We start from the raw sequence: 19,360 nt of genomic DNA on the forward strand, positions 1-19,360 counted from the left end.
GCACCGTCACGGCAGACTGAATGCGTGCCCGAGATGCCCGAGGTCCACGCGCTCGTCGCCTTCCTGGCGGAGCGCACGGTCGGCCACGCCATCAGCCGGGCGACCATCACCTCCTTCTCGGCGCTGAAGACGTTCGACCCGCCCATCGACGCCCTCGACGGGGCGACGATCACCGGCGTCACGCGCCACGGCAAGTTCATCGACATCGAGACCGATGCCGCTCACCTCGTCTTCCACCTGGCCCGCGCCGGCTGGCTGCGCTGGTTCGACGCCGTGCCCGCGACCGCGATCAAGCCCGGGCGCTCGCCCATAGCCCTGCGAGTGCGACTCGACGACGGCTCCGGCTTCGACCTCACCGAGGCCGGCAGCAAGAAGTCCCTCGCCGTCTACGTCGTGCGCGACCCGCACGAGGTCCCGGGCATCGCCCGCCTCGGCCCCGACGCCCTCGCCGACGACTTCACCGAGGCCGAGTTCGCCGAGGTGCTCAGAGGGCGACGCACCCAGATCAAGGGGCTGCTGCGAGACCAGTCGATCATCGCCGGCATCGGAAACGCCTACTCCGACGAGATCCTGCACGTCGCGAAGCTCTCGCCCTTCGCCATCGCGGCGACGATGCCGCCCGAGACCGTCGCGCACCTCTATGACGCCATGCGCACGACGCTGACGGATGCCGCTGCCATCGCCTCAGGCAAGCCGCCCGCCGAGCTCAAAGACGCCAAGCGCGCCAACCTGCGGGTGCACGCGCGCTCGGGTCAGCCGTGCCCGGTGTGCGGCGACACCGTGCGCGACGTCAACTTCCACGACTCGAGCCTGCAGTACTGCCCGACGTGCCAGACCGGAGGCAAGGTGCTCGCCGACCGCATCCTGTCGCGGCTGCTCAAGTAGGCAGCTCGGCAGCTCGGCAGCTAGGCAACCGGGCGCACAATCGACCGGTCAGATCCCGGCGACCAGCGCAACCTTCAACTCCTCGCTGATGCCGGGCGTCTCGTCCACGTCGACCGCGAGAGCCTGCACGGCACGGCTGTAGTAGTTGCGTGCCGCAGCGGCCAGGGTGATGTCGAGGATCTCGCGGTCGCTGAACCCGACGTCGCGCAGGCGCTGGCTGTCGGCATCCGTCATCACCGACGCGTCGACGCTCACCTGCTCGGCGAAGGCCATCATGGCCACCTCGGCCTCGGTGAGGTCGGCGTCGCCGTAGTCGCGCGCGATCCGGATCAGCTGGTCCACGTCGAACAGCGCGAGGGTGAGGGTGCGGCGTCCGTGGGCCAGCCGGCAGTGTCGGGAGTGCGACCCGCGAGCCGCCGCGAGCGTCACCAGCTCGTACCGGCGCTTGCCCATCGGCCGACCGATGGCGGTGATGAGCGCCTCCCACGCGTCGTAGGCCTCGGGATGCAGCCCCATCACCCGGGTGTGAGCGGCCACGAAGCCCTGGTCGGCGATGTCGTCGGCGTAGAGCTCGGCGAGACGCCCCGTGGCCTCGTCATCGGGAACTGTGCGGATGATCGACATGCTCGTGCCTCCTCGAACGGATGCCGTCCATCGTCGCACCGAGGACCGCTCGGCGGAAGAGCCCGGCGGTCCCCGGTCACTCCGGCTCGGTGAGCAGCCTCGCGTAGTTCGCCATCGAGCGCCTGTAGCGCGGCAAGTGCGGCACGAGCGCTTCGATGGCGACGCGCAGCGCCTCATCGTGGGAGCCCAGGTCGTGGAGGATCAACGCCCGCACGGCGCTGGGAGCGCCGCCGAGGGCGTGCGGGTCGGCGTTCGCGATGATCGCGAGGGCGGCATCCGGTTCGCCGAGAACCCGCCGGGAACTCGCCATCTGCACCAGGGTGCGGGCTCGGCGCACGTCGTCGAGACCGGCAGCCAGCCCGGCCTCGTAGTGACCGACGGCCTCGCCGGTGCGGCCTGTGGAGTCACGGATGCAGCCGCGCTCGAACTCGGCGCGACCGTCGTCGGCCGGGCAGTCGTCGGCGAGGGCGTCGAGGCGTGCGACGAACGGATGCGCCTGCGCGTCGCTCTCGGGCGGGGCGGAGTCGAACGCCTCCCAGAAGTCCGCGACCTGCTGTTCCCACTCGTCGATCGTCATGCCCCAACGCTAGCGAGCCGCCGGCATGGCGCAGGTGCAGCCGCTACTCCTCGGGGTGCTGGTCGAACACGAACCACGCATTCCCGGCCGGATCGACGAGGCCCGCGACGGCGCCGTCGGGGATCGGTCGCGGGGGAGTCGTCACCGTCAGCTCCGGCGTCTCGGCGAGGTACCTCTCGAGGTCGTCGACCTCGTACATGGGGCCTGCTGGGTCGGGGTCGACCGAGAGCATGACTTGGATGTCACTGTCGGGGATCTGGAACGCGACGGTGTCGTCGCCCTCGCGCCAAGCCTCCTCCCAGCCGAGAACGTCGCGGTAGAAGGCATCGGCCTCGGCCAGATCGGTGACGGGGTTGTGCAGGAATCGGAGCTTCACGGCGCCTCCGGTCGTCGGGATGAGGGTCTGCGTCGCCCCAGACCCTACTCGGGTCGAGCGCCATCGGGTAGGCCGGTGTGGGTCAGCACCGTCCAGCCCGGCATCCGCAGGCGGACCCGATCCTGTGTACCTGCCGGTGATCCATGGCCTTCGGTGCCGCGACGTGGTTCGCTGGCCTCATGGCCGAGCTGGCGATGTTCCCCCTGGGTTCCGTGCTGTTCCCGCACATGCCTCTGCTCCTGCGCGTCTTCGAGCCGCGCTACCTCGTGATGCTCTCGCGTCTGCTGGAGAGCGACACGGCGGAGTTCGGTGTCGTGCTCATCGAACGCGGCCAAGAGGTCGGCGGAGGAGAGCACAGGTTCTCGGTGGGCACTGTGGCGACGGTCACCGAGATGGGCACGGCGGACGGCACCCTCGCGCTGGTCGCCCAGGGCGGGCGCCGCATCGAGGTGGTCGACTGGCTGCCGGAGGATCCGCACCCCGTGGCCGAGGTGCGCGTGCTGCCGGAGTTGATCTGGTCGGAGGACGACCGCGGCGCCTCGAGAACGCGGAACGGGTGGTGCGCCGATCCCTCGCCCGGGCGAGCGAGTTCGTCGAGGGGTCCTGGTCTGCCGATGTGGCGCTCTCCGATGATCCGGCCGAGGCATCGTGGCAGCTGGCGGGCATTGCCCCGCTCGGCGAACTCGACCAGGTCGCCCTGCTGCGATCGACGAGCTTCGGCTCCCTGCTGGCCTCTGTCTCCGAGCTCACCGCGGCGGCGGGGGAGATCGTCGCACCGGCCTGGCTCGATCCGGTGACGGATGCCGGAGCGGCCGGCGACATCGACGACGGAGACGACGGAGACGACGATCCGCTCGGCGAGCCCGATGACGACGACGATGAGGATGACGACCGGGGTGGCGAGGGCCGCTACGGACTGGGGGGATGACATGCCGACAGACGACATCGCGACGCTCGCGATCTACTCCGACCATCTGAGCGCGGCGGCGGTGACCGCTGCGCTCGGGGTCGAGCCCACGTCGATCCATGAGATCGGCGATGCGCGCCGACGCTCGCGTTCGCGGCGGGCGGGCAGCCACTCGCCGACGCAGTACACCCACTCGCTCTGGGAGCACACGGTGCGGGGTGATACCACCGGGGCCGGAGTGGCGGATGCCGCCGGCTCCACCAGCATCCGTCTCCTCGTCGACGTCTTCCGCGAGAAGCGGGAACAGCTGGAGACGCTGCGCGCGGACTACGAGCTGCGTCTCTGGTGGTCGGCGATCTCATCGAGCACGCAGGCGCCGTTCGTCTTCGACGCCGAGCTCATCCGCGGCCTCGCGATCATCGGCTGCGACCTCTACGGCACCGCGTACCTGGAGGCCGACGGGATCGACGCCGTGCTCTAGCGCCGCCGGCGCCGGCCTGCGGGCGGTCAGGAGACCCGCTGGCGCTCGGCCCGCGTCAGGCCGCCCGAGGGGCGGCATCCGGCAGCCGCGTGCCCGTGAGCGACTCGGCGACGGTCCAGAGCGAGGCCGCCAGGTCGACGCCCCTCGCCGAGCGCGGCAGGTCGATGCGCTTGGTCGGTCCCACCAGGCCGAGGCGGTTGGGGCCGTAGTAGGCGCCTTGCGGCGCGTGGGGATAGGTCGCAGCGAACAGCAGCGGTTCGGTGCCCTGCTCGACACCCTGCGACGGCACGATGGTGCGGTCACCGGCGAGGAGGGAACGGCGGGGCGTCTCTCTCCCGAGGTTGGCGCCGGCGCTCTGCAGATTGGTGCGGGTGAAGCCCGGATGGGCGAAGGTGCTGATCAGGTTCCAGCCGCGCTCGTCCGAGACGCGCGCGAGGTGCTGGGCGGCGAGCATGTTCGCCAGCTTCGACTGCGCGTAGGCGAGCATCGGCACGTAGCGGCGGTCGACGTACTGCAGATCGTCGAAGTGGATCCTCCCAGCGTTGGCCACGCCACTCGTCATGGTGGTGACCCGCGGATGCTCCGACTCGAGCACGAGCGGCAGCAGCAGGTTCGTCAATGCGAACGGGCCGAGGAAGTTCGATCCGAACTGCAGCTCGAAGCCGTCGCGGGTCTCCATCCGCTTCGGTGGGGCCATCACGCCGGCGTTGTTGACGAGGGTGTCGACGGGTCGGCCGTCGGCGAGGAGCGAGTCGGCGAAGGCATGCACCGTCGCCAGTTCGGACAGGTCGATGTGGCGGACCTCGAGACTGGATCCGGGGGACTGGTCGAGGATCTCGGCTCGCGCCGCCTCGCCCTTCTCGATGGTGCGCACGGCCATGACGACGTGGGCGCCGGCCGAGGCCAGGCGCCTCGTGGCCTCCTTGCCGGTTCCGCTGTTCGCGCCGGTGACGACGATGAGGCGTCCGGACTGATCGGGCACGGTGTACATGGAGACTCCTTCGCGGAATAATAGACCGGTGGTCTCTTATGGGGCCAAGATAACAGACCGTGGTTCTGTTATATCGGGATGGTGAGGAAAGACTCAGGATGACGTTCGCAGCACCGTTCCACCGGGCCCGCAGCGACGAGCAGCGCGCCGAACGCCGTCAGGCCATCCTCGACGCCGCGGCCGGCATCCTCTCCGAGTCGCGCGTCTCCGAGCTGAGTCTCACAGCGCTCGCGCACCGCGTCGGCCTCGCGAAGTCGAACGTGCTGCGCTACTTCGACTCGCGCGAGGCCGTGCTGCTCGAGCTGTACGACCGCGAGTTCCGGGCCTGGCTGAGGGACCTGCGTGCGCTGACGGATGCCGACCCTCGGGCGGCGGCCACGGTGGACGGCCTCGCGTCCATGATCGCCGCCGCGGCCGTCGCCCGACCCGTGTTCTGCGACCTGTGCGCCAGCGCCGCCGTCGTGCTCGAACGGAACGTCTCCGTTCCGGCAGCCGCGGCGTACAAGCGATCGTCGCTCGAGACGGCGCACGACCTGGCCGGGTTCGCCCGACCGCTGCTGGGGGAGAAGGGCGATGCGGCCGCGCTGGCGTTCTCAGGCGGAACAGTCATCGTCATCGGCGGCCTCTGGGCGGCATCGCAGCCTTCGCCGGCCATGGCCGAGGCCTACGCCGGCGATCCGGCACTCGCAGCCATGCGCATCGACCTGCGTGTCGGCATCCGGGAGCTCGTGGCGACCCTCATCGCGGGTCTGCGTGAACGGACCCCCACGCTCGACTGAACGACCTCTTGCGCTCCGGCGCCCGTCGGATACACTGACGTCGGCCCCCTCATGGGGGTGACCACAACTAGACGAATCCTGGCTGGTGACGGCCTCGTATCGACAATGGAGTCATCGTGGGACGTCACACAATCGCGCGACGCCGTCCGGGCCTGATCTGGGGCTCCGTCGCCGCCCTCGTCGCCGTCTGCCTCGTCGCCGGTGGCGGCATCGCGTGGGCCAGCGGCTCGCTCGACGATCTCCTGCCCACAGGGACACCGACCGCATCCTGCGACTCCGTCAGCCCGCTGGCCGTCGTCGCCGATCCGGCCATCGCCCCGGTCATGGCGAGCATCGCGACCGACTTCGACGCGTCCCACTCCTGCACTGAGACCACCGTGAAGGCCCAGGACTCCGCCGACACGGCATCAGTCCTCGCCGCGGGAAACGACGTGCACGCCGACGTCTGGGTTCCGGACTCCGCAGCGTGGCGAACGCGCACGGACGCGACGGCGGCCTCTCTGGGGCGGCCGGCGCCCACGGCGCAGTTCGGTGATGCCGTCGCGACCACGCCCGTCGTCTTCGCGGCCCCTGCTGCGCAATCGGCCGCGTTCGCCGAGGATCCCGTGGGCTGGTCATCGATCCTCGACGGCTCGCTGTCGGCATTGCTGCCAGACCCCGAGGGCAGTGGGGCGAGCCTCGCCGCACTCGGGGCACTCGGTGCACACGCGCCCGGGGACGACATCCGCCCGTTCGCCGGGGCGATGATCGCTCTCGGCAAGACGATTCCGCGCTCGCTGGACGCCGCGCTCGTCTCGGCGGAGTCCGCGTCGGTTCCGACCGTCGTCGTGACGACAGAGCAGGCCGTGGCGTCGACGAATTCCGCACCGGACAGCGACCAATTCCTCGCCCTCTACCCGGCCGACGGCACGGCGGGGGTCGACTTCCCGTTCGTGCGCGTCGGAGGGGAGTCGACGGGCGACGCCGAGCTCGACGCGCTCATCGCCGACTTCGAGGAGGCGGTCCATGCCTCGTCCGACGCGATCGTGGCGGCCGGATTCCGGGAGGGCGACGGTACCGGCGTGCTCGACGCACCGGGTGTCGTCGCGCAGCCCGTGGTGCTGATGGCCGGAGCCGACGGCGCGTCGCAGCTCAGCATCCTGCGTACGTGGGGTGTGCTCAACCTGCGGTCGCGGATGCTCGCCGCGATCGACGTCTCGGGCTCGATGGAAGAGCCGTCCGAGAGCGGGCTCCGGCGCATCGACATCTTCCAGCAGGCGGCATCCGGCGCACTGCAGAAGTTCTCGGGCGAGGTGGAACTCGGCGTGTGGGTGTTCTCGACCCAGCGCGACGGCGACAAGGACTGGGAGGACCTCGCTCCCATCGCCCCGCTCGGGGACGCCGCGCACAGCCAGCAGATCGCCGGCATCGTCGCCTCGCTGCCCGATCGCCTGGGAGGCGCGACCGGCCTGTACGACACCACCCTCGCCGGCGTGAAGAACGTGCGCGACGGTTACGACGCCTCGAAGGTGAACTCGCTGCTGGTGATCACCGATGGCAAGAACGAGGACGAGAACGGCATTTCCCTCGACGAGCTGCTCGCGCAGCTCGAGAAGCAGGCCGATCCGGACAAGCCCGTGCCCGTGATCATGATCGGCTTCGGCCCCGACACCGACCTCGATGCCATGTCCAGGATCGCCAAGGTCACCGGCGGAGCCGCCTATTCGGCCACGAAGCCCGAGGACCTCGGAGACGTGCTGGTCGACGCCCTCTCCCAGCGGTCCTGTCGCCCCGACTGCTGAGGCCGTCTTTTCTCGAAGAATGATTCTCCGGTTGGATCAGGGAGTTTCCTTCGAGAGCACTGGGAGCTGTTGAGAAGGGATGCGCCCCGAACGGGGGAGTCGGTACTGTGACCATAAATGGTCACAGAAGGGATCAACGAATGACCGACGAGTACACCCGACGTCTCGCCTCTCAGTTCGCAGTCGATCGCACGCAGATCGACAATCGCCGGATACTCGGCGACGACCTGTCCCGGCTTCGCGAGGTCGAACATTTCGCCTCTTTCCCCACGGATGCCGACGCTCAAGCCGCCGTCGCCGAGCTGGAGCGGCTCTCCTTCCGCTGCTCGACGATGTCGACGAACAGTTCCCACGTGATGTGCGCCGTGCGCCTGGACGCCGTCGACGAGGAGAGCGCGCGGTACTTCGTGCGCGCTGTCACCGCCGTCGTCGACGCCCACTCCGGCGACTACGACGGATGGGGTGCTCCCGTCGTCACAGCGCGCCGCCCTCTCGTGCACATCCCCGACTCGCCCGAGGAGATCCACTGGTCCTGACGGGCCGCATGGCCTGACGTCCTGAAGCCGCCACGACGGATCGTGGCGGCTTCTCGACGAAGGATGACTCTTGTCCTGCAGCCTCACCGCGTCGGCGCTGGCAGAGTTGATCACCATGAGCATCGTGATGGTCCCGGGCATCGACGGATCGGGCGCGCAGCATTGGCAGACCCTCTGGGCGAACGACGACGCCGGTATCGGGAGTATCGCCCCGTCGTCGTGGACGCATCCCGAGATCGAGGACTGGATCGCCGCTCTCGAGAACGCCGTCGAGCGAGCGCGGGAGTCCGGCGAAGACGAGGTGCTCATCGTCGCCCACAGCCTCGGCTGCATCGCCGCAGTGGAGTGGCTCGGCCGAGGACGTGCCGCCGGGATCGCCGGAGCCGTGCTGGTCGCGCCGCCCGATGAGGCGATCGACGTGTTCCCGGAGCGCTGCCCCAGCTTCATCGGCATCGCCAGGCGGGCCGCATCCGTTCCCCTGCTGCTGATCGCGAGCAGCGATGACCCCTACTGCTCCGCGGATGCCGCAGCGGAGCTGGCCACACGCTGGAACGCCCAGCTCGTCATCGCGGGCGCCCTCGGGCACATCAACAGCGACAGCGGTCTGGGCGCCTGGCCCGACGGGCGCGCGCTGGTGGATGCCTTCGCCGATCAGGTTCTCAGGGAGCCGGTGCCGGGCCGTCCGACGGCTCCGCGTCCGGCAGCCATTCCTTGAGGATCTCGGGCTCGGGGGAGACCTCGTCCTCTTCGCGGTCGAGTTCCTCGCGGTCTGCAGCTGTGTTGTCGCTCATGTCCTGAGCCTAGCCAGACATCGGGGGTGATCGACCTGTGCCGACAGTCTCGCTCGAGGCGACCGGTCAGTGCGCGATGACGCCCTCGGGGGCGTCGACGGGCTTGCGGATGAAGAGCGCCGCCACGATGCCGAGCATCGAGATGATCGCGCCGGCCAGGAATGCCGCCTGAACTCCGCCGGCCGCTGCGGTGTTCGGCGCATCGCCCGCCGCCGTGAGGGTTGCCGTCTGCGTGGCCATCAGGGTGATGAACAGGGCTGTTCCCGTGGCGCCGGCGACCTGCTGCACCGTGCCGATCACAGCACTGCCGTGCGAGTACAGGTGCGGCTGCACCGACCCGAGGCCGGCGGTGAACAGCGGAGTGAACAGGAAGGCCAGCCCGACGCTCAGCGTGACGTGCGCGGCGAGCATGAAGAGCGGCGAGGTGTCCTCCGACACCGTCGTGAGGGCCCAGAGAACTCCGCTGACGACGATGGCTCCGGGAACGAGCAGCACCCGCGGGCCGACCCTGTCGTAGAGGCGGCCGACGAGCGGCGCGAGCAGGCCCATGACGAGACCACCGGGCAGCAGGATGAGGCCGATCTGCCAGGTGGGGAGGCCCAGAACCTGCTGCATGTAGATGGGCAGCACGATGATGGTGCCGAACAGCGCCATCATGCTGACGGCCATCATGATCACCGAGAAGGTGAAGGTCGATGAGCGGAACACGCGCAGGTCGAGCAGGGCGCGGTCGCGTCGCTGCAGGAGAAGCTGGCGGATGATGAACGCGGCCAGCGAGACGGCCCCGACACCGAGCGAGATCCACATGGGCATCGCGGCCATGGCGGCGTCCTCACCCGCGGCCGGAGTCTCTCCGATGCGGCTCAGGCCGTAGACGAGGCCGCCGAAGCCGAAGGCCGAGAGCACGACGGAGAGGGAGTCGATGGGCGCCTTGCGCGTCTCGCCGACGTTCTGCAGGCGACGGTAGCCGAGAATCAGCATCGCGAGTGCGATGGGCAGCACGATCCAGAACATCCAGCGCCAGCTCAGCAGGGAGAGCACGACGCCCGAGATGATCGGGCCGATGGCCGGAGCCACCGAGATGACGATGGAGACGTTGCCCATCGTCTTGCCGCGTTCCGAACTGGGCACGACGGTCATGATCGTCGTCATCAGCAGCGGCATCATGATGGCGGTTCCGGAGGCCTGGATGATGCGGGCCGCGAGGAGCACCTCGAATCCCGGTGCGAGGGCGGCGAGGAGGGTGCCGAGGGAGAACAGCGTCATCGCGGTGATGAACATCGAGCGCGTCGTGAAGCGCTGCAGCAGGAATCCGGTGACGGGGATGATGATCGCCATCGTCAGCATGAACGACGTCGACAGCCACTGGGCTGCGCGGGCGTCGATGCCGAGGTCGACCTGCAGCGTCTTGATCGCGACGCTCATGATCGTCTCGTTCAGGATGACGACGAAGGTGGCGACGAGCAGCACCCAGAGCACGCTGCGTTCGCGGCCGGCACGAGATGCGCGGGCGGCATCCGTCTGGGCCTGATCCGCCGACGTGCGGTCGGTGGGGCCGGAGGCCAGATCACTCGGCGCGACGGCGTCGGAGGTGGTCTTGTCGGTCACAGGGATCCCCTTAAGGATGGGAGGCGTGGGCTGGGAGAACGAGGGCGGCGTCGGCCCCGAACCGCTGTCGCGTGTACTGAGTGCGAACCGGAACGAGACCGACGACATTCCCGGAACCCGCAAGAATTCCGGATGTCGACCGTGAGTGTTCCGCGAGGGTACCGCGAGCCGCAGACACTGCGGCGTACTCTGAGGCCGTCCGTCCGCTGCACCGAAGGAACCCATGGCCGTCATCGACAACGCCGTCTACGTCGACGGGAAGCGGGTGGCGACGCCCGAGACCCTCGACCTCACCCTCGAGGCGAAGGCCGAGCTCGGCGGATTCGCCTGGATCGGCCTGTACCGACCGAGCGAGACCGAGCTGAACGCCGTCGCGGAGGAGTTCGGGCTGCACCACCTGGCCGTCGAGGACGCCAGGAACGGCCATCAGCGGGCGAAGCTCGAACGCTACGGCGACACCCTGTTCGTGGTGCTGAGGCCCGCACGCTATCTCGACGATGTGGAGGAGGTGGAGTTCGGCGAGGTGCACATCTTCATCGGACCCGACTTCGTGGTCAGCATCCGGCATGCTGAAGCACCGAACCTGGCCGCCGTCCGGCACCGTCTCGAGGCGGCGCCCGAGCTGCTGGCGCAGGGCCCGGAGGCCGTGCTGTACGCCATCCTCGACGAGGTGGTCGACGAGTACACACCGGTCATGGCCGGGCTCGAGAACGACATCGACGAGATCGAGGACCAGATCTTCGACGGCGACAGCGCCGTGTCACGCCGCATCTACGACCTCTCGGGCGAGGTCATCAAGTTCCAACGCGCGACGCAGCCCCTCGTCGGCATGCTCGCCGGCCTCCAGGCGGGGTCTGAGAAGTACGGAGTCGACCTCGAGCTGCAGCGCCACCTGCGCGACGTGAACGACCACGTGCTGCGCATCATCGACCGGGGCGACAGCTACCGGCAGCTGCTGCAGAGCGCCCTCACCGTGCAGCTCACCCTCGTGGGACAGCGCCAGAACGACGAGATGCGCAACCTCTCGGAGACCAACATCGCGCAGAGCGAGGAGGTCAAGAAGATCTCGAGCTGGGCGGCGATCCTGTTCGCCCCGACGCTGGTCGGAACCGTGTACGGCATGAACTTCGACTACATGCCCGAACTGCACTGGAGGTGGGGTTACCCGTTCGCCCTGGCGCTCATGGTGGCGATGGGGTTCGGCCTCTACAAGGTGTTCAAGAAGCGCGGGTGGCTCTGAGGCTCAGTTCCGGATGCCGCTGACGGCGTCGACGGCCTGCGCTGTCGACGTGGCCGCCGTCGCGAGCTCGTCGGGCGTCGTCGTGCTCGCCAGGGTGAAGCGCACGGCGGTCTGGGCGACCTCGGCGTCGAGTCCGAGCGCCAGCAGGACGTGCGAGGCCTCGTCGCTGCCGGCGGCGCACGCCGATCCGCTCGAGCACACGACGTCGCGCTGTTCGAGCTCCAGGAGGACGGCCTCGCCGCTCGTGCCCGGGAACACGAACGATGCCGTGCCCGGGAGGCGGTGCGTCGCGTCGCCGGTGAGCCGAGCCGTGGGAACCGATGCGAGCACGGCCGCGATGAAGTCGTCTCGGAGTGCGCTCACCCGGGCCGCGGCATCCGCTCGCTCGGACTCGGCGAGACGCAGGGCCGTCGCGAACGCCACCGCTCCGGCGACGTTCTCGGTTCCGCTGCGGCGTTCGCGCTCCTGTCCGCCGCCGTGCAGCACGGGCTCGAGCGGGATGCGCCCGCGCACCACGAGAGCCCCGATGCCCTTGGGGGCGCCGACCTTGTGGCCCGCGAGGGAGAGGGCGTCGACGCCGAGGTCGTCGATGCCCAGGGGGAGCCATCCGGCGGCCTGGACGGCGTCGGAGTGGATGGGGACTCCCCGGGCGCCAGCGATGGCGGCCAGCTCGGGAAGCGGCTGAACGGTGCCGATCTCGTTGTTCGCGTACTGGATGCTGACCAGCGTCGTGTCGTCGCGGATGGCCCGGGCGAGGTCGTCGACCGAGACGATGCCTGCGGAGTCGACGGGCAGCAGGGTCACCTCGAAGCCGTGCACGCGCTCGAGGAATGCCACGGACTCGAGCACGGCCTCGTGCTCGAGCGGCGTCGTGATGATGTGCCGACCGCGGGGCGTTGCCAGGGCGATGCCCTTGATCGCCAGGTTGTCGGCCTCGGTCCCGCCCGAGGTGAAGACGACGTCACCTGCACGTGCGCCGACGATGCGGGCCACCTCGGCGCGGGCCTCGCGCAGCCCGCGTGCGGCGCTCTCGCCCACGCCGTGCACGCTCGACGGGTTGCCGAAGCTCCCGGTGAGGTAGGGCCACATCGCCTCGATCGCCTCCCGGCGCACGGGAGTCGTCGCGGCGTTGTCGAGATAGATCACGGTGTGGCCGGAGTGGTGGCGGCAGTCGTGGCCGGGGCCGATTCCGCGACGGATGCCTCGATCACGACATCGAGCCCGAGGTCGAGCGAGCGCACCGAGTGCGTGAGGGCGCCGACCGAGATGACGTCGACGCCGGTGGCGGCGATGGCCGCGACGGTGTCGAGGGTGACACCCCCGCTGGCCTCGACGATGGCGCGGCCGGCCACGAGTGCGACCCCCTCGCGCAGCTGGTCGGGGCTGAAGTTGTCGAGCATGATCGTGTCGATCCCGGCCGCGAGCACCGGCTCGATCTGGTCGATGCGATCGACCTCCACCTCGAGGTGCGTCGTGTGCGACAACCGGGCGCGAACGGAGAGCAGCGCATCCGTCACCGACAGGCCACCGGCGGTGAGCACGGCGAGATGGTTGTCCTTGGCCATCACGGCGTCGGAGAGCGAGTGCCGGTGGTTGTGCCCGCCGCCGTCGCGCACGGCCTGGCGCTCGAGCACGCGCAGGCCCGGGGTGGTCTTACGGGTGTCGACGATGCGCGCGCTGGTGCCCTCGGTCTCCGCGACGTAGCGGGCCGTGAGCGTGGCGATGCCGGCCATGCGCTGCACGAAGTTGAGACCGATGCGCTCGGCCTGCAGGATGCCGCGGGCGGGCCCGGTCACCTCCGCCAGCACGGTGCCGGTCTCGAACACGTCGCCGTCGGAGGTCTTCAGCGTCACGACGACGCGCGGATCGGTGAGGCGGAACGCAGCCGCGAAGACGTGTGCTCCGCTGAAGACGCCGGGCTCGCGCGCCACGAGCTGGGCGGTGGCGGTGGCGCCCTCGGGGATGAGGGTCGCCGAGGTGATGTCGCCCCAAGGGGCGTCCTCTTCGAGCGCCGCGGACACGATGCGGTCGATGGCGGCGGGGGTCAGCATGCGAGGGAGTCCTCTCGGAGGGGTGTGCGAACGGCGAGCTGCGGATTCGCGACGGGGAAGTCGGAGCGGAAGTGGGCGCCGCGCGATTCCTCGCGGGCGAGGGCTGCTCCGACTATGAGGCGGGCGAGGTCGAGCAGGTTGGCGTCCTCGAGGACCGATGCGTCGCACGCGGCGTCGGTGTCGGGCCTGGGCACCGCGGCGAGGGCCTCGCGGGCGTGCCGCAGGCCGTCACCGGATCGCAGCACGCCGGCGTGCTCCCACAGGATCGCCTGGATCGTGCCGCGGAGTGCGCTGTCCGTGCTGGAAAGCGAGGAGTCTCGGTCCGACACGCCGTCGAGGGCGGCGGATATGGGGGCGTCGGAACCCGAAGTTCCTCGCTTTCCAGCATCGCCGGCGACGAGCGGGACAGCTCCCAGGTCGCGCACCGCCCGATCGGCGAAGACCGCCGCCTCGAGCAGCGAGTTCGACGCCAACCTGTTGGCGCCGTGGACTCCCGTGCAGGCCACCTCGCCGATCGCGTAGAGGCCGGCGAGCGAGGTTCGTCCCCAGGTGTCGGTCGCGACGCCGCCCATCAAGTAGTGCGCGGCAGGGGAGACGGGAACGGGTTGCACGGCCCAGTCGTAGCCGGCCGACCGGCAGGCGGCGGTGATGGTCGGGAATCTCGTCTCGAGCGCATCGCGTCCGAGCGCCGTGGCGTCGAGCAGGACGGGCTCACCGCCCTGGGCCGCCATCTCGACGGCGATCGCCCGGGCCACGACGTCGCGGGGAGCGAGTTCGGCGAGCGGATGCACGTCGAGCATGAAGCGCTCGCCGTGGGCGTTGAGCAGCACGGCGCCCTCGCCGCGCACGGCCTCCGAGACCAGCGGCGTGCCGGGCACGGCCAGCGCCGTCGGATGGAACTGCAGGAACTCCAGGTCGGCCATGCGCGCTCCGGCTCGCCAGGCCGCCGCTGCTCCGTCGCCGGTCGCGACCGCAGGGTTGGTCGTGTGACGGTACAGCTGGCCGGCGCCGCCGGTCGCGAGGATGACGGCGTCGGCGCGGAGCTCCGAGCGCGTCCGGGAGGGCCCCTGCACGATCGCGCCCACGACGCCGTCGGCATCCGTCAGCAGCTCCACGAGCATCGTGTGCTCGTGCACGACGGCCGTACGGTGGCGCACCGTCGCGATCAGCGCGTGCTCGATCGCGAAGCCCGTGGCGTCGCCGCCCGCGTGCAGCACTCGGGCCCGCCGGTGGGCCGCCTCGAGGCCGCGAGCCAGGCCGGATCCCGACCCATCGCCGTCGAAGGCGACGCCGAAGCGGATGAGGTCGCGCACCCGGGCCGGCCCCTCGTCGACGAGCACGCGAGCGGCATCGACGTCGCAGAGACCGTCGCCAGCGCTCAGGGTGTCGAGCAGGTGGGCGTCGGCCGAGTCGTCGGGGAACAGTGCTGCCGCGATGCCGCCCTGGGCGTAGGCGGTGTTGCTCTCGGCGAGCGCCCTCTTCGTCACGAGGGTGACGCTGTGACCGGCATCCGTGGCGCGCACGGCCGCGAACAGGCCGGCGAGGCCGCTGCCGATCACCAGAACGTGCATGGTCAGGCTCCGACGAACGAGGCGACAGGGACGGGAGCAGGGGCGGTGACGGATGCGGATCCGCCGCCGGATGCCGGGGGCCTGGCCGCCAGCATCCGTTCGAGGGCGACGCGGGCAGGCGCCGCGACGTCGTCGCTCACGGTGATGCGGTTGAGCACCTCGGCCGGGCGCTCGGCCGAGCCGACGAGGGCCTCGAGCACCCAGGCGAGGTAGCCGGGGTGGATGCGGTACATCGTCGAGCACGGGCAGATCACCGGATCGAGGCAGAAGATGGTGTGCTGCGGGTACTCGGCCGCGAGGCGCTGCACCAGGTTGATCTCGGTGCCGATGGCGAAGGTCGAGCCGGCCGGAGCCGCCGCGATGGCCTTGGTGATGTAGTCGGTCGATCCGTACTCGTCGGCTGCGTCGACCACGGCCATCGGGCACTCGGGGTGCACGATCACCCGCACGCCGGGGTGCTCGACGCGGGCCTGGGCGATCTGGTCGACGGTGAAGCGACGGTGCACGCTGCAGAATCCGTGCCACAGGATGACCCGGGCATCGAGCAGGTCCGCCGCGCTCGATCCGCCGAGGGCCTTGCGCGGGTTCCACATCGGCATCTGCTCGAGCGGGACCCCCATGGCCTTCGCGGTGTTGCGGCCGAGGTGCTGGTCGGGGAAGAACAGCACCCGCTGGCCGCGCTCGAACGCCCACGCCAGCACGGTCTCGGCGTTCGAGGAGGTGCAGACGATGCCGCCGTGCTCCCCGCAGAAGCCCTTGAGGGCTGCCGACGAGTTCATGTACGTCACGGGGATGACGGGAACGCGGCCGTCGGCATCCGGCTCCGTGCCGTAGAGGGCCTCGAGCTGCTCCCAGCACTCCTGCACCGAGTCGATGTCGGCCATGTCGGCCATCGAGCATCCGGCGGCGAGGTTCGGCAGGATGACCGCCTGCTCCGGACGCGACAGCAGATCGGCGGTCTCGGCCATGAAGTGCACGCCGCAGAAGATGATGGCCTCGGCGTCGGGCTTGGCCTTGGCGGCGTTCGCGAGCTGGAACGAGTCGCCCACGAAGTTGGCGTAGGCGATGACCTCGTCGCGCTGGTAGAAGTGCCCCAGGATCACGACGCGCTCGCCGAGGGTCTCCTTCGCGGCGCGGATGCGGGCGTCGAGTTCGTCGGCGGATGCCGTGCGGTACGCGGCGGGCAGCTCGCCCTGCCGCGGCGAGCCGACGGGGATCACGTCGCCCATCGACGATCCGGGGCCGTAGCCCAGGGGGCCGGCGTCGAACTCCCACGGGCCGGCAGCGAGGTCGGGGGAGCAGGTGCTGCCCTCGGCCTGACCCGCCTGGACCAGCTGGATGGTGCGGTCGACGGATGCATCGACGGATGCTCCGCCGAGCTCGATGCGCGAGATTGTCATCGCTGTTCTCCTGTGTGTGGAACGGACGGAGGGGAAGAAGGGGCGGACACAGCGGCGGCAGCACCGGATGCAGCCGTGCCGGGCACCGACTCGGGACCGAGCGGTCCGCGGTCGGCGAGGTCGATGGACGCGTCGTAGCGGTAGAGCCGCGGAGGGCGATGCCGGGTGCCGGCCACGACCTCGCCCGTCGCCACGACGGTTCCCGAGGCCTCGACGGTGCGTCGGAAGTTCGCGGGGTCGATGTGCCGCTGCAGCACCGCCTCGTGCACCTCGCGCAACTCGGCGAGCGTGAAGGTCGCACCGAGGAAGGCGTGCGCGATGGCGGCGTACTCCACCTTGGTGCGCAGGCGCCAGAGCGCGTAATCGATGATGCGGTTGTGATCGAAGGCGAGCAGCGGCAGTTCGTCGGCCACGAACCAGCGCACGTTCTCGTTCTCGGCGGCGCGCTCGGCCTCGGCCGACTGCACCATCGCCCAGTAGACCACCGAGACGACGCGACGGCCGGGCGAGCGCTCCAGCTCGCCGAAGGTGTACAGCTGCTCGAGGTATGTCGGGGCGAGCCCCGTCGTCTCGCCGAGAGTGCGGGCCGCGGCGCTCACGAGCTCCTCGTCGACCGGGAGCCAGCCGCCGGGCAGTGCCCAGAGGTCCTTCTGCGGATCGCGGGTGCGGCGCACCAACGGGATCCACAGCGTCATGCGGCCCGTCGTCTCGTGCGGACGCAGGGCGAAGATGACCGTCGAGACGGCCAGGGCGGCGTCGCTCGCGCCGCCGGGGGCCCGCTCGGGGGTCGTATCCGTTCCGGTCATCTCCGGCATCCGTCCACTCGGATCGAGTAAAGGTCAGAGTGACCGTAACTCATTGGGACCACCTTACAGTCATCTCGACCCGAACTCCAAACCGAGCACGCCCACCGACCCGGTAGACTGTCCGCACAATCGCATATCGGGCCATCGACGCCTTGCGGGAGAGCCGGATCAACCGGCACCGACGGAGCAAGCCTCCCCGCCAATCTCTCAGGTCACTACACCGCAAGAACGAGGCCGCTCTGAAAAGCGGATGCCGGGTCACCGGCATCCCGCCGACGGTGAAAGTCCGTGCGCCTCGTGCGCCGGGTGAAACTCTCAGGCCAATGACAGAGGGGGAGTTCCCAGCGACTACGGTCGCGCCTTCTGCGCACACTCTGGAGAACTCGTGTCCGATCGTCTCAGCCCCATGCACGACCTGCACGTCACGGCCGGCGCCGGCTTCACCGACTTCGGTGGCTGGCAGATGCCGGTTCGCTACTCCAGTGATCTCGCCGAGCACCACGCCGTGCGCACGACCGCCGGCATCTTCGACATCTCCCACATGGCCGAGATCCTGGTCGAGGGCACGGATGCCGCCGCCTACCTCGACTACGCCCTCGCCGGCAAGCTGAGCGTCATCGCGCTCGGCCAGGCGAAGTACAGCCTGCTGCTGGCCGAGTCTGGCGGGATCATCGACGACCTCGTGGTCTACCGCCTGGGCGAGGAGAAGTTCCTCGTGGTCGCCAACGCCGGCAACCGCGCCGCAGCCGTCGCCGCCCTCACCGAGCGCGCCGCCGACTTCGACGTGCGCGTCGAGGACCAGAGCGATGACATCGCCCTCATCGCCGTTCAGGGGCCGAACGCCCGTGCCATCCTCGAGGCCACGACGGCCATCACCGAGCTCGGCACTCCGCTGTCCGACCTCAAGTACTACTGGTCGAGCGACGGCTACTTCGAGGGCGTGCCGCTCTTCGTCGGCCGCACCGGCTACACGGGCGAAGACGGCTTCGAGCTCTACATCAAGAGCGATGCCGCCGCCCGACTCTGGGTCGCCCTCACGCAGGCCGGCGCCGACCACGGCCTCGTGCCTGCCGGCCTCGCCAGCCGCGACACCCTGCGCCTCGAGGCGGGCATGCCGCTCTACGGCCACGAACTCGGACTCGACACCTTCCCGGTGCAGGCCGGTCTCGGCCGGGTCGTCGCGCTCTCCAAGGACGGCGACTTCGTCGGCCGCGCCGCCATCGAGGCCGGTCCCGACGCCGACGCCCGCGTTCTCGTCGGCCTGGTCGCCGAGGGCAGGCGTGCCGGGCGCGCGGACTACGAGGTCTACGCATCGACCGAGTCGGATGCCGCTCCCGTCGGCGTCATCACGAGCGGCGCCCTCTCTCCGACGCTCGGCCACCCGATCGCGATGGCCTACGTCGACGCTGCGGTGTCCGAGGTCGGCAGCGCGGTGTTCATCGACGTGCGCGGTACGCGGATCCCGGCATCCGTCGTCGCCCTTCCGTTCTACAAGCGCCAGAAGTAACTCCCACCCCCAGAGCTCCAACCCCTGAGAGGACGCCATCATGGCTGACAAGACCACGCTCCAGTACACCGCCGAGCACGAGTGGGTGCTCGTCGATGGCGACACCGCCACCGTCGGCATCACCGCCTACGCCGCAGACAAGCTCGGCGACGTCGTGTTCGTCGACCTGCCCGCGGTCGGCACCGAGGTCGAGGGCGGTGTCGTCGTCGGCGAGATCGAGTCGACCAAGTCGGTCGGCGAGCTGTTCGCCCCCATCGACGGAACGGTCGCCGAGATCAACGACGCTGTCGTCGACACCCCCGAGCTGGTGAACTCCGACCCCTTCGGCGACGGATGGCTCATCAAGGTGACCTTCACCGAGCTCCCCGCGCTGCTCTCGTACGACGAGTACTCGGCGATCGTCGGCGAGTAGCCGAGCCTCCTCATCCCGCATCCTCGAACCTGATCGG

21 protein-coding genes, 1 pseudogene and 1 riboswitch are annotated in these 19,360 nt (G+C 69.9%); of the genes and pseudogenes, 11 read left to right on the forward strand and 11 right to left on the reverse strand.

Going from position 1 to position 19,360, the window contains the following annotated elements:
* The first annotated feature begins 24 nt into the window (after positions 1-24).
* A complete protein-coding gene (locus E4M00_RS17490; RefSeq protein ID WP_135121758.1) occupies positions 25-885 on the forward strand; it encodes an Fpg/Nei family DNA glycosylase in 861 nt (286 codons plus the stop codon).
* A gap of 48 nt (positions 886-933) precedes the next feature.
* Here E4M00_RS17490 and E4M00_RS17495 read toward each other — a convergent pair whose 3' ends face one another.
* From E4M00_RS17495 to E4M00_RS17505, 3 genes are all read right to left on the reverse strand, one after another.
* Positions 934-1,509, reverse strand: a complete 576-nt coding sequence (locus E4M00_RS17495) for a carboxymuconolactone decarboxylase family protein (protein WP_135121759.1) — start codon at positions 1,507-1,509, stop codon at positions 934-936.
* A 76-nt stretch (positions 1,510-1,585) separates the two neighbouring features.
* Complete coding sequence (locus E4M00_RS17500; protein WP_135121760.1) at positions 1,586-2,086, reverse strand: tetratricopeptide repeat protein; 501 nt, start codon at positions 2,084-2,086, stop codon at positions 1,586-1,588.
* 43 nt (positions 2,087-2,129) lie between these two features.
* A complete protein-coding gene (locus tag E4M00_RS17505) occupies positions 2,130-2,462 on the reverse strand; it encodes a VOC family protein (RefSeq protein WP_167756954.1) in 333 nt (110 codons plus the stop codon).
* A gap of 227 nt (positions 2,463-2,689) precedes the next feature.
* On the opposite strand from E4M00_RS17505, the pseudogene E4M00_RS18125 reads away from it, so the two are divergent.
* From E4M00_RS18125 to E4M00_RS17515, 3 genes and pseudogenes are all read left to right on the forward strand, one after another.
* Positions 2,690-2,911 (forward strand): annotated as a pseudogene (locus E4M00_RS18125) (LON peptidase substrate-binding domain-containing protein); the annotation flags it as partial.
* A gap of 107 nt (positions 2,912-3,018) precedes the next feature.
* Entirely contained in the window at positions 3,019-3,390 is a 372-nt protein-coding gene (locus E4M00_RS18130) for a hypothetical protein (protein WP_240037273.1), read from the forward strand.
* Position 3,391: 1 nt separating this feature from the next.
* Complete coding sequence (locus E4M00_RS17515) at positions 3,392-3,850, forward strand: DUF4279 domain-containing protein (protein ID WP_167756955.1); 459 nt, start codon at positions 3,392-3,394, stop codon at positions 3,848-3,850.
* Positions 3,851-3,905: 55 nt separating this feature from the next.
* Here E4M00_RS17515 and E4M00_RS17520 read toward each other — a convergent pair whose 3' ends face one another.
* Complete coding sequence (locus E4M00_RS17520) at positions 3,906-4,841, reverse strand: SDR family oxidoreductase (protein WP_135121763.1); 936 nt, start codon at positions 4,839-4,841, stop codon at positions 3,906-3,908.
* A gap of 98 nt (positions 4,842-4,939) precedes the next feature.
* On the opposite strand from E4M00_RS17520, the gene E4M00_RS17525 reads away from it, so the two are divergent.
* The 4 genes from E4M00_RS17525 (at position 4,940) to E4M00_RS17540 (ending at position 8,652) form a co-directional block, all read left to right on the forward strand.
* Positions 4,940-5,620 (forward strand): TetR/AcrR family transcriptional regulator, encoded by a 681-nt coding sequence (locus tag E4M00_RS17525; protein ID WP_135121764.1) that lies wholly within the window; start codon positions 4,940-4,942, stop codon positions 5,618-5,620.
* 116 nt (positions 5,621-5,736) lie between these two features.
* On the forward strand, positions 5,737-7,401 hold the full coding sequence (locus tag E4M00_RS17530) for a VWA domain-containing protein (protein WP_135121765.1): 1,665 nt from the start codon (positions 5,737-5,739) through the stop codon (positions 7,399-7,401).
* Positions 7,402-7,541: 140 nt separating this feature from the next.
* Positions 7,542-7,937, forward strand: coding sequence for a ribonuclease E inhibitor RraB (locus E4M00_RS17535; RefSeq protein WP_135121766.1), 396 nt, complete (start codon positions 7,542-7,544; stop codon positions 7,935-7,937).
* A 115-nt stretch (positions 7,938-8,052) separates the two neighbouring features.
* Entirely contained in the window at positions 8,053-8,652 is a 600-nt protein-coding gene (locus E4M00_RS17540) for an RBBP9/YdeN family alpha/beta hydrolase (RefSeq protein WP_135121767.1), read from the forward strand.
* Here E4M00_RS17540 and E4M00_RS18210 read toward each other — a convergent pair.
* Both E4M00_RS18210 and E4M00_RS17545 read right to left on the reverse strand, forming a co-directional pair.
* A complete protein-coding gene (locus tag E4M00_RS18210; RefSeq protein ID WP_268765601.1) occupies positions 8,597-8,728 on the reverse strand; it encodes a hypothetical protein in 132 nt (43 codons plus the stop codon). The two genes, E4M00_RS17540 and E4M00_RS18210, sit on opposite strands and share 56 nt — an antisense overlap.
* 66 nt (positions 8,729-8,794) lie before the next feature.
* Positions 8,795-10,336, reverse strand: a complete 1,542-nt coding sequence (locus E4M00_RS17545) for a DHA2 family efflux MFS transporter permease subunit (protein WP_275668236.1) — start codon at positions 10,334-10,336, stop codon at positions 8,795-8,797.
* A gap of 223 nt (positions 10,337-10,559) precedes the next feature.
* On the opposite strand from E4M00_RS17545, the gene corA reads away from it, so the two are divergent.
* Positions 10,560-11,576: a magnesium/cobalt transporter CorA gene (gene corA, locus E4M00_RS17550; RefSeq protein WP_135121769.1), complete on the forward strand. Its 1,017-nt coding sequence runs from the start codon at positions 10,560-10,562 to the stop codon at positions 11,574-11,576.
* Between the two features lie 3 nt (positions 11,577-11,579).
* Here the strand turns inward: corA and E4M00_RS17555 are convergent, their stop codons facing one another.
* Genes E4M00_RS17555 through E4M00_RS17575 form a run of 5 tightly spaced genes read right to left on the reverse strand, consistent with a single transcriptional unit; the run spans position 11,580 to position 17,404 of the window.
* Positions 11,580-12,722 carry a cysteine desulfurase family protein gene (locus E4M00_RS17555; protein WP_135121770.1) on the reverse strand — a complete coding sequence of 381 codons (1,143 nt, stop codon included), beginning with the start codon at positions 12,720-12,722 and terminating at the stop codon, positions 11,580-11,582.
* Positions 12,719-13,627 (reverse strand): carboxylating nicotinate-nucleotide diphosphorylase, encoded by a 909-nt coding sequence (gene nadC, locus E4M00_RS17560; protein WP_135121771.1) that lies wholly within the window; start codon positions 13,625-13,627, stop codon positions 12,719-12,721. Before nadC ends, E4M00_RS17555 begins: the two co-directional genes overlap by 4 nt.
* Positions 13,621-15,198 carry an L-aspartate oxidase gene (nadB, locus tag E4M00_RS17565; RefSeq protein WP_135121772.1) on the reverse strand — a complete coding sequence of 526 codons (1,578 nt, stop codon included), beginning with the start codon at positions 15,196-15,198 and terminating at the stop codon, positions 13,621-13,623. Before nadB ends, nadC begins: the two co-directional genes overlap by 7 nt.
* 2 nt (positions 15,199-15,200) lie before the next feature.
* A complete protein-coding gene (gene nadA / locus E4M00_RS17570; RefSeq protein ID WP_135121773.1) occupies positions 15,201-16,598 on the reverse strand; it encodes a quinolinate synthase NadA in 1,398 nt (465 codons plus the stop codon).
* A complete protein-coding gene (locus E4M00_RS17575; protein WP_135121774.1) occupies positions 16,595-17,404 on the reverse strand; it encodes an NUDIX hydrolase in 810 nt (269 codons plus the stop codon). Before E4M00_RS17575 ends, nadA begins: the two co-directional genes overlap by 4 nt.
* 145 nt (positions 17,405-17,549) lie before the next feature.
* Positions 17,550-17,637: riboswitch (glycine riboswitch) on the forward strand.
* A gap of 173 nt (positions 17,638-17,810) precedes the next feature.
* Here E4M00_RS17575 and gcvT point away from each other — a divergent pair.
* Positions 17,811-18,911, forward strand: coding sequence for a glycine cleavage system aminomethyltransferase GcvT (gene gcvT, locus E4M00_RS17580; RefSeq protein ID WP_135121775.1), 1,101 nt, complete (start codon positions 17,811-17,813; stop codon positions 18,909-18,911).
* 40 nt (positions 18,912-18,951) lie between these two features.
* A complete protein-coding gene (gene gcvH / locus E4M00_RS17585) occupies positions 18,952-19,323 on the forward strand; it encodes a glycine cleavage system protein GcvH (protein ID WP_056167056.1) in 372 nt (123 codons plus the stop codon).
* Positions 19,324-19,360 lie beyond the last annotated feature (37 nt).

The sequence above is a fragment of the Orlajensenia leifsoniae genome (assembly GCF_004570845.1).
Lineage (GTDB): Bacteria > Actinomycetota > Actinomycetes > Actinomycetales > Microbacteriaceae > Orlajensenia > Orlajensenia leifsoniae.

Bases quoted from the DNA above. Each gene is read 5' to 3' on its own strand.
- nadB (WP_135121772.1), bottom strand. From the start codon at position 15,198: ATGCACGTTCTGGTGATCGGCAGCGGCCTCGCCGGCCTGTTCGCGGCC.
- E4M00_RS17535 (WP_135121766.1), top strand. From the start codon at position 7,542: ATGACCGACGAGTACACCCGACGTCTCGCCTCTCAGTTCGCAGTCGAT.
- E4M00_RS17575 (WP_135121774.1), bottom strand. From the start codon at position 17,404: ATGACCGGAACGGATACGACCCCCGAGCGGGCCCCCGGCGGCGCGAGC.
- E4M00_RS17520 (WP_135121763.1), bottom strand. From the start codon at position 4,841: ATGTACACCGTGCCCGATCAGTCCGGACGCCTCATCGTCGTCACCGGC.
- corA (WP_135121769.1), top strand. From the start codon at position 10,560: ATGGCCGTCATCGACAACGCCGTCTACGTCGACGGGAAGCGGGTGGCG.
- nadC (WP_135121771.1), bottom strand. From the start codon at position 13,627: ATGCTGACCCCCGCCGCCATCGACCGCATCGTGTCCGCGGCGCTCGAA.
- E4M00_RS18210 (WP_268765601.1), bottom strand. From the start codon at position 8,728: ATGAGCGACAACACAGCTGCAGACCGCGAGGAACTCGACCGCGAAGAG.
- E4M00_RS17495 (WP_135121759.1), bottom strand. From the start codon at position 1,509: ATGTCGATCATCCGCACAGTTCCCGATGACGAGGCCACGGGGCGTCTC.
- E4M00_RS17500 (WP_135121760.1), bottom strand. From the start codon at position 2,086: ATGACGATCGACGAGTGGGAACAGCAGGTCGCGGACTTCTGGGAGGCG.
- E4M00_RS17515 (WP_167756955.1), top strand. From the start codon at position 3,392: ATGCCGACAGACGACATCGCGACGCTCGCGATCTACTCCGACCATCTG.
- E4M00_RS17540 (WP_135121767.1), top strand. From the start codon at position 8,053: ATGAGCATCGTGATGGTCCCGGGCATCGACGGATCGGGCGCGCAGCAT.
- E4M00_RS17525 (WP_135121764.1), top strand. From the start codon at position 4,940: ATGACGTTCGCAGCACCGTTCCACCGGGCCCGCAGCGACGAGCAGCGC.
- gcvH (WP_056167056.1), top strand. From the start codon at position 18,952: ATGGCTGACAAGACCACGCTCCAGTACACCGCCGAGCACGAGTGGGTG.
- gcvT (WP_135121775.1), top strand. From the start codon at position 17,811: ATGCACGACCTGCACGTCACGGCCGGCGCCGGCTTCACCGACTTCGGT.
- nadA (WP_135121773.1), bottom strand. From the start codon at position 16,598: ATGACAATCTCGCGCATCGAGCTCGGCGGAGCATCCGTCGATGCATCC.